This window comes from Paraburkholderia sp. GAS206C, from assembly GCF_050435645.1.
Lineage (GTDB): Bacteria > Pseudomonadota > Gammaproteobacteria > Burkholderiales > Burkholderiaceae > Paraburkholderia > Paraburkholderia phenazinium_B.
The window spans coordinates 13,932-29,069 of the sequence record NZ_JBNDKR010000009.1 but is presented as its reverse complement, the minus strand read 5'-3'; the positions used below and the strand labels follow the sequence as shown (position 1 = coordinate 29,069).

Annotated in this window: 12 protein-coding genes and 1 tRNA gene; 8 read left to right on the top strand and 5 right to left on the bottom strand. The window is 63.3% G+C overall.

Annotation, left to right across the window (positions count from 1 at the left end):
• The first annotated feature begins 716 nt into the window (after window positions 1-716).
• The 6 genes from P3T20_RS24700 to P3T20_RS24675 all read left to right on the top strand — a co-directional run bounded on the left by P3T20_RS24700 (window position 717) and on the right by P3T20_RS24675 (window position 8,284).
• Window positions 717-4,139, top strand: a complete 3,423-nt coding sequence (locus P3T20_RS24700) for an Rne/Rng family ribonuclease (protein WP_429288154.1) — start codon at window positions 717-719, stop codon at window positions 4,137-4,139.
• Window positions 4,140-4,290: 151 nt separating this feature from the next.
• Window positions 4,291-5,400: a GTP 3',8-cyclase MoaA gene (moaA, locus tag P3T20_RS24695; RefSeq protein WP_429288153.1), complete on the top strand. Its 1,110-nt coding sequence runs from the start codon at window positions 4,291-4,293 to the stop codon at window positions 5,398-5,400.
• 79 nt (window positions 5,401-5,479) lie between these two features.
• Window positions 5,480-6,034, top strand: coding sequence for a molybdenum cofactor guanylyltransferase MobA (gene mobA, locus P3T20_RS24690; protein WP_429288318.1), 555 nt, complete (start codon window positions 5,480-5,482; stop codon window positions 6,032-6,034).
• 104 nt (window positions 6,035-6,138) lie between these two features.
• Entirely contained in the window at window positions 6,139-7,446 is a 1,308-nt protein-coding gene (gene moeA / locus P3T20_RS24685) for a molybdopterin molybdotransferase MoeA (protein WP_429288152.1), read from the top strand.
• A 62-nt stretch (window positions 7,447-7,508) separates the two neighbouring features.
• Window positions 7,509-7,784 (top strand): hypothetical protein, encoded by a 276-nt coding sequence (locus tag P3T20_RS24680; protein ID WP_074263824.1) that lies wholly within the window; start codon window positions 7,509-7,511, stop codon window positions 7,782-7,784.
• Window positions 7,784-8,284 (top strand): N-acetyltransferase family protein, encoded by a 501-nt coding sequence (locus P3T20_RS24675; protein ID WP_429288151.1) that lies wholly within the window; start codon window positions 7,784-7,786, stop codon window positions 8,282-8,284. Before P3T20_RS24680 ends, P3T20_RS24675 begins: the two co-directional genes overlap by 1 nt.
• Before the next feature lie 13 nt (window positions 8,285-8,297).
• Here P3T20_RS24675 and P3T20_RS24670 read toward each other — a convergent pair whose 3' ends face one another.
• The 5 genes from P3T20_RS24670 to pncB form a co-directional block, all read right to left on the bottom strand.
• Window positions 8,298-9,776, bottom strand: a complete 1,479-nt coding sequence (locus tag P3T20_RS24670) for a DNA recombination protein RmuC (RefSeq protein ID WP_429288317.1) — start codon at window positions 9,774-9,776, stop codon at window positions 8,298-8,300.
• A complete protein-coding gene (locus tag P3T20_RS24665; RefSeq protein WP_429288150.1) occupies window positions 9,776-10,765 on the bottom strand; it encodes a 2-hydroxyacid dehydrogenase in 990 nt (329 codons plus the stop codon). Before P3T20_RS24665 ends, P3T20_RS24670 begins: the two co-directional genes overlap by 1 nt.
• A gap of 75 nt (window positions 10,766-10,840) precedes the next feature.
• On the bottom strand, window positions 10,841-12,265 hold the full coding sequence (locus P3T20_RS24660) for a sodium:proton antiporter (RefSeq protein ID WP_429288149.1): 1,425 nt from the start codon (window positions 12,263-12,265) through the stop codon (window positions 10,841-10,843).
• Window positions 12,262-12,921: a LutC/YkgG family protein gene (locus P3T20_RS24655; protein ID WP_074263820.1), complete on the bottom strand. Its 660-nt coding sequence runs from the start codon at window positions 12,919-12,921 to the stop codon at window positions 12,262-12,264. The genes P3T20_RS24660 and P3T20_RS24655 overlap by 4 nt, the downstream gene beginning before the upstream one ends.
• A gap of 152 nt (window positions 12,922-13,073) precedes the next feature.
• Window positions 13,074-14,270 carry a nicotinate phosphoribosyltransferase gene (gene pncB, locus P3T20_RS24650; RefSeq protein ID WP_074263819.1) on the bottom strand — a complete coding sequence of 399 codons (1,197 nt, stop codon included), beginning with the start codon at window positions 14,268-14,270 and terminating at the stop codon, window positions 13,074-13,076.
• Window positions 14,271-14,530: 260 nt separating this feature from the next.
• On the opposite strand from pncB, the gene fdxA reads away from it, so the two are divergent.
• Both fdxA and P3T20_RS24640 read left to right on the top strand, forming a co-directional pair.
• Window positions 14,531-14,854, top strand: a complete 324-nt coding sequence (gene fdxA / locus P3T20_RS24645; protein ID WP_074263818.1) for a ferredoxin FdxA — start codon at window positions 14,531-14,533, stop codon at window positions 14,852-14,854.
• Window positions 14,855-15,023: 169 nt separating this feature from the next.
• Window positions 15,024-15,099, top strand: a tRNA-Asn gene (locus P3T20_RS24640).
• Window positions 15,100-15,138 lie beyond the last annotated feature (39 nt).

The window sequence follows — 15,138 nt, the reverse complement described above, 5'->3', positions numbered from 1 at the left end:
CCCAGCAGTCTGCGGCGGCCGGCGCATTGTCCGGTATTCCGGCAGTCTGCGCAGGTGCAAGCGATAAACAGTCATTTTACTTGCGCCCGGGTCTGGTTGCTCACCCGCATAACGAGATGCAACAAGTTGTACGCACGGAGTCAGCACCCGGCAGGGACGGCGCCCACAGGCGCGTTCGGTCACGGTCGGCTCCGCGGTAACGGAATTTTGGTAAAAAAGAATTTAACTGCGAGCCTCGGGTATCGGCGGTTTGACGCCCTGCAGGACGAGGCTTCCGGTTGCGAAAATACGGCGTGCGCCCAAGGCGTCTTGTAGAAAGTACAAGACATGGCGACGTCAAAATGAGGCGAGACACCCCCGGCGAGAAAAGACGCGCCTATTGCGCGAACTTCCCGCTGCGGCTCGACCGCAGCCTTCGACCCTCCGGTCACGCGCCCAGTTGGCGCACCGGCGCGAGTGGACGAAGGTGTGTATAGGTCAGCCGGCAGTACCCGCGGCGTGTCAGGCCGTTATTTGAAGCCGTGTTCGCATGTGCCCTGCGGCACCGCGTCCTTCTGTATGGACCGGGCCCTCTCAGGCAATTCTCCCCGCCATTTTTCCCGCTCCAGCGTGCTTGTGAAAACACAATAAAGCGCGGCATGCCGCTGCCTCGAACGTCCTTTGCGTCCAATAAACGCGAGGCGTGGGCGCAGGCTAAGCCGCTCTGGAGTCGTTCAATGAAACGAATGTTGTTTAATGCAACGCAGCAGGAAGAACTGCGCGTAGCCATCGTCGATGGGCAAAAACTCATCGATATCGACATCGAAACCGCCGGTCGCGAACAGCGCAAAGGCAATATTTACAAGGGCATCATCACTCGCATCGAGCCGTCGCTCGAAGCCTGTTTCGTCAACTACGGCGAAGACCGTCACGGTTTTCTGCCGTTCAAGGAAGTCGCCCGCCAGTATTTCCGCGACGGCGTCGACATGCGTTCCGCCCGTATCCAGGACGCCCTGAAGGAAGGTCAGGAACTGATCGTCCAGGTCGAAAAGGAAGAACGCGGCAACAAGGGCGCTGCTCTCACCACCTTTATTTCGCTGGCAGGCCGTTATCTGGTCCTGATGCCGAACAATCCGCGCGGCGGTGGCGTGTCGCGCCGGATCGAAGGTGACGACCGTCAGGAACTGCGCGAAACCATGGCGCAGCTGCAACTGCCGGAAGGCATGAGCATCATCGCGCGTACGGCTGGTATTGGCCGCTCCGCCGAAGAACTGCAGTGGGACCTGAACTATCTGATGCAACTGTGGCGCGCCATCGAAGCCGCGTCGCAAAGCGGTTCGACCGGTCAGCCGATGCTGATTTATCTCGAATCGAGCCTGGTGATCCGCGCAATTCGCGACTATTTCCAGCCGGATATCGGCGAAATCCTCATCGACACCACCGAAATTCATGACCAGGCCCGCGCCTTCATGGATATCGTGATGCCGGATAATGTCAGCAAGGTGAAGCGGTATCACGACGACGTGCCGCTTTTCTCGCGTTTCCAGATCGAACATCAGATCGAAACGGCGTATTCGCGCACGGTGCCGCTGCCTTCGGGCGGTGCGATCGTGATCGACCACACCGAAGCGCTGGTGGCCATCGACGTGAACTCGGCGCGCGCCACCAAGGGCGCCGACATCGAGGAAACGGCTGCACGCACCAACCTCGAAGCCGCCGACGAAGTGGCCCGCCAGTTGCGCCTGCGCGACCTGGGCGGCCTGATCGTGATCGACTTCATCGACATGGAGTCGGCCAAGAGCCAACGCGAAGTCGAACAACGCCTGAAAGACGCGCTCAAGCACGACCGTGCACGTGTCCAGATGGGCAAGATTTCGCGCTTCGGCCTGATGGAACTGTCGCGTCAACGTCTGCGTCCGGCCCTCTCGGAAGGCAGCCACGTGACCTGCCCGCGCTGTAACGGCACGGGCCACATCCGCGATACCGAATCGTCCGCACTGCAAGTGCTGCGGATCATTCAGGAAGAAGCGATGAAGGAAAACACCGCGGCCATCCACTGCCAGGTGCCGGTCGAAGTGACCGCCTTCCTGTTGAACGAGAAGCGCGCCGAAATCAACAAGATCGAGTCGCGTTTCAAGGTCAATGTCGTCCTGATCCCGAACAAGCACCTCGACACGCCGCACTACAAGCTCGAGCGCCTGCGTCACGACGATGCACGCCTCGACGAACCGCGTGCTTCGTGGAAGATGGCCGAAGAAGCGGCCCGCGAGCTGGAATCGGAAACCGGTTACAGCAAGCGTGCCGAGGAAGTGAAGCCGAAGCAGGAAGCCGCGGTCAAGGGCATCACGCCTGAAAAGCCGGCGCCTAGCGCCCCGGTTCGCCCGGTTGCTGCCGCTACGCCTGCCCCTGTGGCAGTGACGCCGGCTGGTGGCGGTTTCATTGGCTGGCTGAAGAAGCTGTTCGGCGCGGCGCCGGCGGCGCCCGCACCGGTCGCACCGGCACCCGTCGAGCAGACGGCGCGTCCGGCACGCGGCGATCGTCCGGAGCGCGGTGAGCGCACGGGCGAGCGCGGCGGCGATCGTCGCAATAATCGCCGTGGCGGCGCGAGCGGCCGTGATGGCGCGGCGCGTGGCGAAGGTGCTGCGGTTGGCGGCCGTCAAGGCCAGCCGTCGCAGCGTCGTGACGAACGCGAAGGTCGCGAAGGTCGCGAAGGTCGCGAAGGACGTGAAGCCCGCGAGGGTCGTGAGCCGCGTGAAGCACGCGAGTCGCGCGAACCGCGTGAGGGTCGCGAGCCCCGCGAAACACGGGAGCCGCGTGGCAACCGTGAGCCGCGCGAAAGCCGCGAGCCGCGTGGTGAGCGCGAAGGGCGTGACAACCGCGGCGAGCGCGGTCAGGAGCGCGCGGACCGTGGCGAAACCGTGGAAAGCGCACCGCGCGCCGAGCGTGGCGAACGCCAGGAACGCGGCGAACGTCGCGATCGCGGTGATCGTCCGGAACGCGGCGAGCGTCGCAAGCAGCAACCGGAAGGCGCCGAAGCGCTGAGCCAGGACGAAAACCAGACCGATCTGCTGACGCAAAACCAGGCCGGCAACCTTGAAGGCGGCGCTCCCGTCGATCAGGAAGCCGTGGCCCGTGAAGGCGAAGAGCGTCGTCGCCGCCGTCGCGGGCGTCGTGGCGGCCGTCGTGAGCGTGAAGAAGAAGGCGTGAACGGTAACGTCAACGCCGAAGGTGCCGAGTCTGTCGAAAGTGCGGAAACGGAAGGCGAAACGGCTAGCGCAGCAGTCGAGGCGCCGGCTCAGCAGCCCCGTCACGAAGCGCCGGCAAGCGCACCGGTCGAAGTGGTCGTTGCTGCGGTCGCAACGGAAACGGCGGTCGTCACCGAGCTGCATGCCGCAACCGAAACGCCGGTTCTGGCCGCCGAACAGGCTGCCAAAACCGAAGCTTTCGTGCCGGTCGCAGAAGCAGCCGTGCCCGAAGCGCCGGTAGTCACGCACGCTGAACCGGCGCCGGTTGTATCGGCACCAGCCGCGCCCGTGGCACCTGTTGCGCCGGTCGCAACCGAAGCCGCACATGAAACCGCAAGCGCTGCCGTCGAAACGACGAGCGCAGCACCTGCGGCGCCTGTGTTCCAGGCACCGGTTCACGAAGCGCCGGCGGTTGAAGCGCCAGTACAGGCACCGGCAGCGGTTGAGCCCGCTGCTGCAGAGACGTTCGCTGCCGAGCCGGCCGCCGTTCAGGCTCCGGTCGTGGAAGCGACGCCGGCAACCTCGGTCGCTCCGGCGGTCGTGGTTGCTGCACCGGTGGAAGCACAGCAGCCAGTGGTCGAAGCAGCGCCGCAAGCTGCCGCAGCCGAAGAAGTAGCCGCACCGGCAGCACCGCAACCCGCGGTTGAGCCTGCGCAGGCTGTCGAACCGGCACCGGTCGCTGCTGTAGCGTCAGTTGTGCCGCGCAACAACGGTCTGTCGCCGGAAGCCCTGCAGCCGGTGCTGGAAAGCGCCGGCCTCGTGTGGGTCAACACCGACGCCACCAAGCTGCGTGCCGCGCAGGAAGCCGCTGCGCAAGTTGCGAAGCCAGCGCGCGTGCCGCGTGAGCGCAAGCCGCTGCCGCCGGTCGACAATGCGCCGATGCAGCAGGTCGAAACGGCGAAGCACCCGCAGTAAGCCGTTACACCGGGCGCCGTCAACGCCCTGCTGTCCAGAAAGCCCGCCCTCACCGGCGGGCTTTTTGTTTGCCTGAATGCGGGTATTCGTTCCATGTGGGTGGACGGGCGTTCCGCTAAAATGGAAGTCTGCACCCCAATTGAAGCGATCCATGTCCCGACGCATCATCCCTGTTGCCGACGTCAGCGCGGTCCCGGTCATCACCGGTCCCGTGCAGACGCCTAGCGGCGTGCTGCGCGATACCTTGTCGCGCCCGCTGCGGGATCTGCGCATCTCGGTGACGGATCGGTGCAACTTCCGCTGCGTCTACTGCATGCCGCGCGCGGTGTTCGACAAGGACTACGCCTTCCTGCCGCACAGCGCGCTGCTGAGCTTCGAGGAAATCGAGCGCCTGGCGCGGCTTTTCGTCGCACATGGCGTAGAAAAGATCCGCTTGACAGGCGGTGAACCGCTGCTGCGCAAAAACCTGGAATACCTGATCGAACGGCTCGCGCAACTCACCACGCCGGAAGGCCGGCCGCTCGATCTCACGCTTACCACTAACGGTTCGCTGCTCGCCCGCAAGGCGCGCAGCCTGAAAGACGCCGGACTGACGCGCGTCACGGTCAGCCTGGACGCGCTCGACGACACGCTGTTTCGTCGCATGAACGATGCGGACTTCGCTGTGGACGACGTGCTGGAAGGCATCGCCACCGCCCAGGCGGTGGGCCTTGCGCCGGTCAAGGTCAACATGGTGGTCAAGCGCGGTACCAACGATGGCGAAATCGTGCCGATGGCACGCCACTTCAAAGGCTCGGGCTGCGTGCTGCGCTTTATCGAGTACATGGACGTGGGCACCTCGAACGGCTGGAACATGGCTGAAGTGCTGCCGTCGGCCGAGGTCGTGGAAAGGATCGGCGAATACTTCCCGCTGGTGCCGCTCGAAGCGCACAGCGCCGCCGAGACTGCGCAGCGCTGGCGCTACACCGACGGCAGCGGCGAGATCGGCGTGATTTCGAGCGTCACCCGGGCGTTCTGCGGCACCTGTACACGCGCCCGGCTCTCCACGGAAGGCAAGCTGTACCTGTGCCTGTTTGCGTCAGGGGGACACGACCTGCGTGCGCTGGTGCGCAATGGCTCGAGCGACGCACAGATCGCCTCCGCGGTCGCACATATCTGGCAGGCCCGCGGCGATCGCTATTCCGAACTGCGCGGCAGCAGCGCTGCGGTATCGCAATCGCCAGACGAGCGCCGCGTCGAAATGTCGTACATCGGCGGCTGAGGCCGTCTTGCCTGCCGCACTCAATCCCCTGCCAGCCAATCTCACCGGCCTCGTTCTCGCCGGCGGACGCGGCACGCGTATGGGCGGTGTCGACAAAGGGTTGCAACTGCTGCACGGCGAAGCGCTCGCCTTGCACGTCATGAAGCGACTCGCACCGCAGACCGGATCGTTACTCATCAGCGCCAATCGTCATCCCGAGATCTATGCCGCGCTCGGCTCGCCATTTGGCGCGAGCGTCGTAGCAGACAGCGTAGCGGACTTCCCCGGCCCGCTGGCGGGTCTGCTAGCCGGCCTACGCGCCGCTCGAACCCCGTTCGTGGTCAGCGCGCCATGCGACTCACCCGGACTGCCGGCCGATCTCGCCGCGCGGCTCGCGGATGCCCTCGATGCACAACAAGCCGATATCGCCACCGTCACCACCGTCGACACGCACGGCGAGACCTCGATTCACCCTGTCTTCGCGCTGTTGCGCACCAGTCTGGCCGATGACCTCTCCGCCTTTCTGCAAGCGGGTGAACGTAAGGTCCGCGCGTGGTACGCGCGCCACAAGACGGTGGAAGTCGCCTTTCCGGATGAGCGCGCGTTTTACAATATCAACTCTTTACAAGAACTGGCCGACCTTGAACGCCATTGAGACGTCGTTCAGACGTCAACGAGGTTGCAGCCGATGTTCTGCTCCGGACGCACGGCGCTCACCCAATCCAGCCGACCGCATCCGGCCGCGACGCCTCTCCATTCATGACCACGCTTAACGAATTTTCCAGCTGCGTCGCGCAGTACGATCCTCAGGCGCTGCCGGTCACGGCCGCGCAGGCGATCGTGCGGCAGTGGGCCACACCCGTCACTGCAGTCGAACACGTGCCGCTGCACGATGCGCTCGACCGCGTGCTGGCCGCAGACATCGTGTCGCCCAGCGACGTACCCGCGCACGACAACTCGGCAATGGACGGCTACGCCTTCCGCAGCGCCGTGCTCGCCGGTCAGGCAAACAGCGAGGCGAACAGCGTTGAACTGACGCTCGCCGGCAAGGCGCTGGCTGGCCACCCATTTGGCGGCGCGGTTGCGGTAACGGAGTGCGTGCGGGTCATGACGGGCGCCTCGATGCCGGCGGATTGCGATACGGTCGTGCCGCAAGAACTCGTCACACGCAGCGGCGAGACGATCCGCTTTGCCGCCAGCGCCGTGCGCAGTGGCGCCAACCGGCGCCTCGCCGGCGAAGACCTGCCGCGCGGCAGCGTAGCGCTGCGAGCCGGCCGGATCTTGCGCGCGTCGGACCTCGGGTTGATCGCTTCGCTTGGTATCGCCGAAGTGCCGGTGCGCAGGCGTCTGCGGGCCGCATTTTTTTCTACCGGCGACGAACTGCGTTCGCTCGGCGAGCCGCTCGATCCCGGCTGCGTCTACGACAGCAATCGTCACACGCTGTTTGCCATGCTGCGGCGGATGAACATCGACCCCCTCGACCTCGGTGTCGTACGGGATGAGCCCGCCGCGCTCGAGGCCGCGCTACGCAGCGCCGCAGCCAGCGCCGACGTGGTCCTGACCTCGGGTGGCGTCTCCGTCGGCGAGGCGGACTTCACCCAGCAGTTATTGCAGACCTTCGGGGACGTGGCGTTCTGGAGTCTCGCCATGCGTCCAGGGCGCCCGCTCGCGTTCGGCCGCGTCTGGTCAGGCGAACGACCCGGCCTCGGCCTGCCCGCGTTATTCTTCGGCCTGCCGGGCAATCCGGTCGCCGTGATGGTGACGTTCTATCAGATCGTGCGCGAAGCATTGGTGGTCATGTCCGGCGCCACGCCACAACCGGCGGCGCTTCTGCAAGCCACGAGTCGCGAGCTCATCCGCAAGCGTGCAGGCCGCACCGAATTCCAGCGCGGCGTAGCGACACGCGATGCGCGCGGCCAATGGCAGGTCACGCCGACTCCCTCGCAAAGCTCGGGGGTCCTTAGTTCCATGAGCGAAGCCAATTGCTTTATCGTGCTCGAGCACGAACGCTCTGACATCACGGCTGGCGAAAGCGTCGATATCATGCTGTTCGACGGGCTGATCTGACACGCCCGGCTGCCGCTCACCCTCAACCCTTACCCTCACAACGACCAACGGGTTTGACTTACATGAGAAAACAGATCTCGTTCATCGCGCCGGGACAGACCGCCAAGGCGCTGATCCTGGTGTATCTGACCTTCAGTGTGCCCATCGTGCTGCTTGGGGTACTGGTTGCGTTTATCCGCTACGGTTCGGTCGAGCTGAGCACCGTGTTCAGCGCGCTGCTGCTGAACGCGATTCTTGGTTTCGTGCTGTTGTGGATCGCCTGTCATGCGTATAACTGGGTCGCGTCGCGGTTTGGCGGCATCGAAATCCAGTTGAGCGACGTTCAAGAGGAAGCTTAATGGCCGCCACCATTCGTGCCGCGACGAGCGCCGACGTGAGCGCCATTTTTTCGTTGATGTTCGAACTGGCTGAGTTCGAGAAGCTCACCCATCTGTTCGTCGCCACCGAAGCAGGCGTGCATGACGCGCTGTTCGGCGCGCGGCCCTCGGCCGAAGCCATGGTCGCGCAGGAAGAAGACGGCCGCATCGTCGCATATGCGCTGTTCTTCCATAATTTCTCGACCTTCCTCGGCCGGCGTGGACTCTACCTGGAAGACCTGTATGTGCAGCCGTCGCAGCGCGGCACTGGGCTGGGCACGCGGATGCTGCGCGAACTGGCGGCATTGGCCGTCGAACGGCAATGCGGCCGGTTCGAATGGACGGTGCTCGACTGGAATCAGCCGGCCATCAGTTTCTACGAGAAGATGGGCGCGACCGTGTTGCCGGATTGGCGCGTCGTGCGCATCACGGGTGATGCCCTTGAGGAATTGGCCGGAGTAAAGGCGGCAAAGGCTGGGTAAATCCAGATCCGCCCTATTCTTCCGCATCTGCCCCAAGCAGCGCATCTCCCAATAAGCCGCTCGCCTGCTCTCCTGGTAACGCTTCGACGTCGCGCAGCTTGCGGTTCATCATGCGTGTACGCGTTTCCGCAGCTTCGATCGAACGCGTCACCGTTTCGAGCTGCGACTTCGTCTTCGCCAGCACGTCGCCGAACTTGCCGAATTCCGTCTTCACCGCGCCGAGCACCTGCCAGACTTCGCTCGAACGCTTCTCGATGGCCAGCGTGCGGAAGCCCATCTGCAGACTGTTGAGCAACGCGGTGAGCGTGGTCGGTCCGGCTATCGTCACCCGGTAGTCACGCTGCAACGTGTCGGTGAGGCCCGGCCGGCGTAGAACTTCCGCGTAGAGCCCTTCGGTCGGCAGGAACAGCAAGGCGAAATCGGTGGTGTGCGGCGGCGCGACATACTTCTCAGAGATCGCGCGGGCCTCGGCACGAATACGCCCTTCCAGCGCCCGCGACGCTTCTTCGACCGCCACCGGGTCGGCTCGCTCCTGAGCTTCGATCAACCGCTCGTAGTCCTCGCGCGGGAATTTCGCATCTATCGGCAGCCATACCGGCACCGCTACACCTTCCGGGTCTTGCCGGCCCGGCAACTTGATCGCGAATTCGACCCGGTCGGCGCTTTTCGGCACCGTTGCGACGTTCTTCGCGTATTGATCCGCGGTCAGCAATTGTTCGAGCAGCGCCTCGAGCTGCACTTCGCCCCATGTGCCACGCGTCTTGACGTTGGTCAGCACCTTCTTCAGATCGCCAACGCCTGCGGCAAGCGTCTGCATTTCCCCCAGCCCGCGATGCACCTGCTCGAGCCGGTCCGAGACCTGCTTGAACGATTCGCCCAGACGCTGCTCGAGTGTGGCGTGCAGCTTCTCGTCGACCGTACGGCGCATTTCTTCGAGCTTGGTCGCGTTGTTTGTCTCGATGTCCTTCAGACGTTGTTCGATCGTCGTGCGGATTTCGGCAAAACGGCGATCGTTCGATTCCGTCAGTTGCCCGAGCTGCAATGTCAGCGTCTCACCGAAACGCTTAAGCGTGGCACCCTGCTCGTCGCGCGCCTGCTGCGCCTGCTGCTGCAAGCTCAGCCTGACCGCTTCGAGTTGCTGCGCGTTGGTTTCCGTGAGTCTGACGAGTTGCTGCGCGAAGCCGTCGATCTTGCCGTTCTGCAGCGTCGTCATACTCGTGAACTGCGCGGCAAGCGTCTGCTGAAATTGCGAGAAGCCGCCGTTCAGTTCGGTTCGCGAGACGCGGGCGGTCTCCTTGATCTCGCTGCGCAACTCGCGCTCGATCCGCTCGGACGCGCGCGACTGCTCCTGCGCTGCCGAGCCAATGTGATCGCCTAACTGGTCGAGCTGCGCCTGCAGATCACTCTGACGGCCAGCACGCATCAATACGAGCAAGGCGATCACCAAAGCGACCGCCAATACCACGACCGCCGCGGGCAACAACAACGTCATCATGAACGCGCCTTGCCGAGAACATCCGGATTGATCGCGCTCGGCGGATGCCCTGCATTCGGACCTTCGCCCAACCCGGCAATCAGGTTGTCGGCCGCGAGATTGGCCATGGCACGGCGGGTCGCTTCAGTCGCGCTTGCGATATGCGGCGTCAGCACGACATTCGGCACGGTCAACAGCGCCGGGTTTAGATTCGGCTCGCCTTCGTAAACATCGAGACCGGCCGCTGCGATCCGCTTCGCACGCAGCGCCTCGGCGAGCGCGGCGTCGTCGACGATGCCTCCGCGCGCGATGTTGGTCAGCGTCGCGGTCGGCTTCATCTGCGCGAGCTCCGCTGCGCCGATCGTGTGATGGTTTTCCTTCGTATAGGGCAGCACCAGGACGACGTGATCGGCCCGCCGCAACAGGTCTGCCTTCGACACATACTCCGCATTCAGATCGGCTTCGATAGCAGGCGCGACCCGCGAGCGGTTGTGATAGATCACCTGCATGTTGAAGCCGCGGGCGCGACGCGCCAGTGCCTGGCCAATGCGGCCCATGCCGATCACACCGAGCGTCGAACCGTACAGGTCGGTACCGAGAAAGCCGTCGTACGCCCACTTCTGCCACTTTCCGGCGCGTAGCCAGTGCTCGGACTCGGCGATCCGGCGTGCCGTCGCCATCATCAGCGCCCAGCCGAAATCGGCAGTGGACTCGTTCAGGACGTCCGGCGTATTGGTGCCGAGTACGTTCGCCGCGTTGAACGCGGCCATATCGAAGTTGTTGTAGCCGACTGCCATATTCGACACCACTCGCAGCCGCGGTGCTGCCGCCAGCACGGCTGCGTCGATCGGGTCGCCGGCCGTCAGTGCGCCGTCCTTATCGGCAAGCCGTTGCGTCAGTTCGTCGGCAGGCAAGACTTCGCCGTTGTTCCAGTCCACCTCGAAATACTGTTTGAGGCGTTCGATCACGTCCGGAAAAATCGGACGGGCAACCAGGATCTTCTGCATTGCAATTCTCCGAATAGCGCAGCGGGACCGTCTGCGGCCGTGCTGCAGTCAACCGTCATCAATGGCTCTAAAAAGCTAAAAGAACAGCCAGCCCGTCACGAGAAACAACGGCACCAGAATAACGACGGACCAGCCCAGGTAAGCAAAAAAGCTCGGCATACGCACGCCGCGCGACTCCGCAATCGCCTTCACCATGAAGTTCGGCGCATTGCCGATATAGCTGTTCGCGCCCATGAATACCGCGCCGGCGGAAATCGCGGCCAGCGTGGTGGCGCCCTTCGTCATCAGCGTTTGCGCGTCGCCGCCGGCCAGGTTGAAGAACACCAGATAGGTAGGCGCGTTGTCAAGAAACGACGACAGCAAACCCGTCGCCCAGAAGTACATCGCGTCGCGCGGCTGGCCCGACGCGTCGTTGACCAGATGCACGATACCCGCGAACGCGCCTGCCTCACCCGCGCGCAGAATCGTGATGACCGGCGCGATCGTCACGAAGATGCCGGCGAACAGTTTCGCGACCTCTTCGATTGGTGCCCAGTTGAAGGCATTGCCCTCGCGCGCCGCGCGCGGGGTCACCGCCAGCGAGAGCAGCGTGACGCCGATCAGCGCCACATCGCGCAGCGCGTTTTGCAGCGCGACGTGCGTGCCAAAAACGTCGAACTCGATACGCGGCTTCCACAGGCCACTCATCAGCACGAGCGCAATGACCACGCCAAGCAGCACGAAATTGATCTTGCCGTCGATGCCGAGCGGTGGCGTATCGGGCGTGGGATCGAGAAACGGCGAACGCTCTTCTTCACGACGATGGTAAAAGTACGAATCGAGCGCGTAGAAGACCACGAGCAGGACGCCACACACGAACAGCATCGGCAAAGCCAGATGCACGGTGGTCCAGAAAAAGCCCACGCCGTTGAGAAAACCGAGAAAGAGCGGCGGGTCGCCGAGCGGCGACAGCGAGCCGCCCGCGTTGGCAACGAGGAAGATGAAGAACACCACCACATGCACGACGTGCTTGCGATTATCGTTGGCACGCAGCAGTGGCCGGATCAGCAGCATTGCCGCGCCGGTCGTGCCCATGATGCTGGCGAGTGCCGTACCGAGCGCGATGATCGCCGTATTCATGCGTGGCGAGCCGTGCAGATTCCCGCGCACGCAGATGCCGCCCGCCACCGTATAGAGCGCAGTCAACAGCACGATGAAGGGCACGTACTCTTCGAGCATGGCGTGAACGAACGAGCCGAGCGCTACGCCGGCACCGAACATCACACCAAACGGCACCAGAAACAGGATGGCCCAGCCTGCCGCGATCTTGCCGAAATGGTGATGCCAGAAAGTCGGCGCGATGAGCGGGAACACGGCAATCGACAGCAGCACACCGGCAAATGGCGCGCCCCACCATGCCGACAGGGTTGCGCCATCAAGCGTCGCGGCCGACGCGATTTGCGGCCCAAGCGCCATTACGGCGGCGAGCACGATGCTCGTCCACACAGCATGTCGCTTCATGTACGCACGACGATCACGTGCACCCGATACGGCCCGTGTGCCCCGAGCACGATAGTCTGCTCGATATCCCCGGTACGCGACGGCCCCGATACGAAGTTGACGGCGCGCGGCAGTTCGCCCCGTTCGGAGCGAATCAGGTTGAAGGCGTCTTCATGACCGGCGACGATGCGCGAGGCCGGCACGATCGCGATGTGCGTTTCGGGAAGCAGACCGGCGGACGCATAGGTTTCGGGTCCCGACAACAGCACCAGCGTGCCGGTCTCCGCTGTCGCGCAGAAACAGCCGGTGATGCCGACCACATCGCCATCTTCCGGTTTGCGAAATTCGATGCTGAGACCTGCTTCGGTCCAGTTGAGGTCTTGCAGCGTTTGCCAGGCAATGGCCTGCAGCGGCAAGCCGTGCTGCGTGAGATAGCGAAGCACCGCAGCCGGCACATCGCTCAAGGCGTCGACGCTCTCAACGGTGGTGGACAGCTTCTGCGCCTCTTCGATAAAACGCGCGACCAGATCGTCCGGCATAGTTGGCCGCGGACCTTGCGGATGCCGAGCGAGATAGTCGGTAGCGGCTTCGCGCTCGGATTCTGCCGGCTCGGCTTCGCGGCCCTGGGCTGCGCGGACGCGCGCCAGGATGTTGCGGCGGGCAATCGATGTATCCATGTGGGCCAAATCCTCGCGAGTGTCTCGTTTCTTTCGATAGCCGTGCGACAGGCAGGTATCGCGAGAATTATACCGGCCACCTCACTCGCGGACACTCGTCCAGATGGCCTAAGCGGGCGCGCACCAGGCGCCCGTACAGGAAGTCACTGCCGTTACGGCGAGACTTCCTCGTCCGGCTGTTTGATGCCGAAAACCTGGCGCAGATAAGCGAGGTACGCCTTGTCGTCGCACATATTCTTGCCCGGCGAATCGGACAGTTTGGCGACCGGCTGACCGTTGCAGCGAACCATCTTGATGACGATCTGAAGCGGGTTATAGCCGAGGTCGTTGGTCAGGTTGGTGCCGACGCCGAACGCGAGCTTGCAGCGTCCGCGGAAGCGTTCGTACAGTTGCAGGACCTTCGGAATATCGAGCGCATCGGAGAACACGAGAATCTTCGTGCGCGAATCGCAGCGATTCGCCTCGTAGTGCTTCAGAAGCCGCTCGCCCCACTCGAACGGGTCGCCTGAATCGTGACGCGCGCCGTCGAACAGCTTGCAGAAGTACATGTCGAAATCGCGCAGGAACGCTTCCATGCCGTACACGTCGGACAGCGCGATGCCCAGGTCGCCGCGATACTCCTTCGCCCACATCTCGAAGCCGTAGATCTGCGAATCGCGCAGCCGCGGGCCGAGCGCCTGGCAGGCCTGAAGGTATTCGTGGGCCATCGTGCCGAGCGGCGTGAGACCATGCTTCATGGCGTAAAAGACGTTGCTGGTGCCGGTGAACTGCTCGCCCAGATCGTCCTTCAGCGTCAGGATCACCTCTTCGTGCCAGCGCTTCGAGAAGCGGCGGCGCGTGCCGTAGTCGGCGATCTTGCAGTCCGCGAATTCCGGGCGTGCGCCGAGCAGCTTGATCTTTTCGGAGAGTCGCTCACGGCCTTCGCCGTAGGCCGGCTCGCGCTGCGTGTTGCGGAAGTAGACCTCATTGACGATTGCCAGCACCGGAATCTCGAACAGGATCGTATGCAGCCATGGACCCTTGATCTCGATGTCGATCTCGCCATTGCCCTTCGGCGAAGGGGTAATCGAAATGTACTTGTCGTTCAGATGGAAGAGCGCGAGGAACTCGATGAAATCGCCCTTGATGAAGCGCATGCGCCGCAGGTAGTCGAGCTCGTCGTCGGTGAAACGCAATTCGCACAGCTTGCGCACTTCGCCGCGGATTTCCTCGATATAAGGCACGAGGTCGACGTTCGGCGTCCTGCAGCGGAAGCGGTATTCCACGCTCGCGGCAGGGAAATGATGCAAAACCACCTGCATCATCGTGAACTTGTACAGGTCAGTATCGAGCAGCGAAGTAATAATCATGATGGTGCGTACCGGACTGCAGGAAGAACGGAAGGCCCGACTGGGCCCATGCGCCTGCGGCACGCCCCGGCGCGCCGACCTGACGCATGTTACCCGAATGCGCGCGGGCATATGGCGCAGGCAGCCTTACGCAGTGCCATAAACTAATCACGAAAACGTATAAACCGGGTGAGCCCGTGCTGCATATGCCTCTTGACGTTACGATACAATAGCGCTTTTGGCGTTTCGCCTCCCCGATACCGCATGCAGGAGCTGCCTGAATGACTCACGTTGTGACCGAAAGCTGCATCAAGTGCCGCTATACCGACTGCGTCGATGTGTGCCCGGTGGACTGCTTTCGCGAAGGTCCCAACTTCCTCGCGATCGACCCCGATGAGTGCATCGACTGTGCTGTGTGCGTCGCCGAATGTCCGGTGAACGCCATCTACGCCGAAGAAGACGTGCCGGGCGACCAGCAGGACTTCATCGCGCTGAATGCCGATCTCGCCAAGGGCTGGCCGAGCATCACGAAGACGAAGGCCCCGCTGCCGGAAGCCGACGAATTCAAGGACGTGAAGGAAAAGCTGACTTTGCTCGCTCGCTAAGCAGCCCTACGCGCGGCGGCTCACGACCTTAAGGTCGCACCCGGCTGCTGCGCGCCGGTCCCTGTATCACCCTCCCCGGCCACGCCTATTCGAACGAAATCGAGATGGGCCAAGGGTCTTGACAGGTTCCGGAGCACCTCCTACAATTTCGCTTCTCTGCTTTTGTTGTTCCCCGATAGCTCAGTCGGTAGAGCGCCGGACTGTTAATCCGTAGGTCCCTGGTTCGAGCCCAGGTCGGGGAGCCAAGATTTGCAAAGGCCCGTTAACCAAAACGGGCTTTTTTA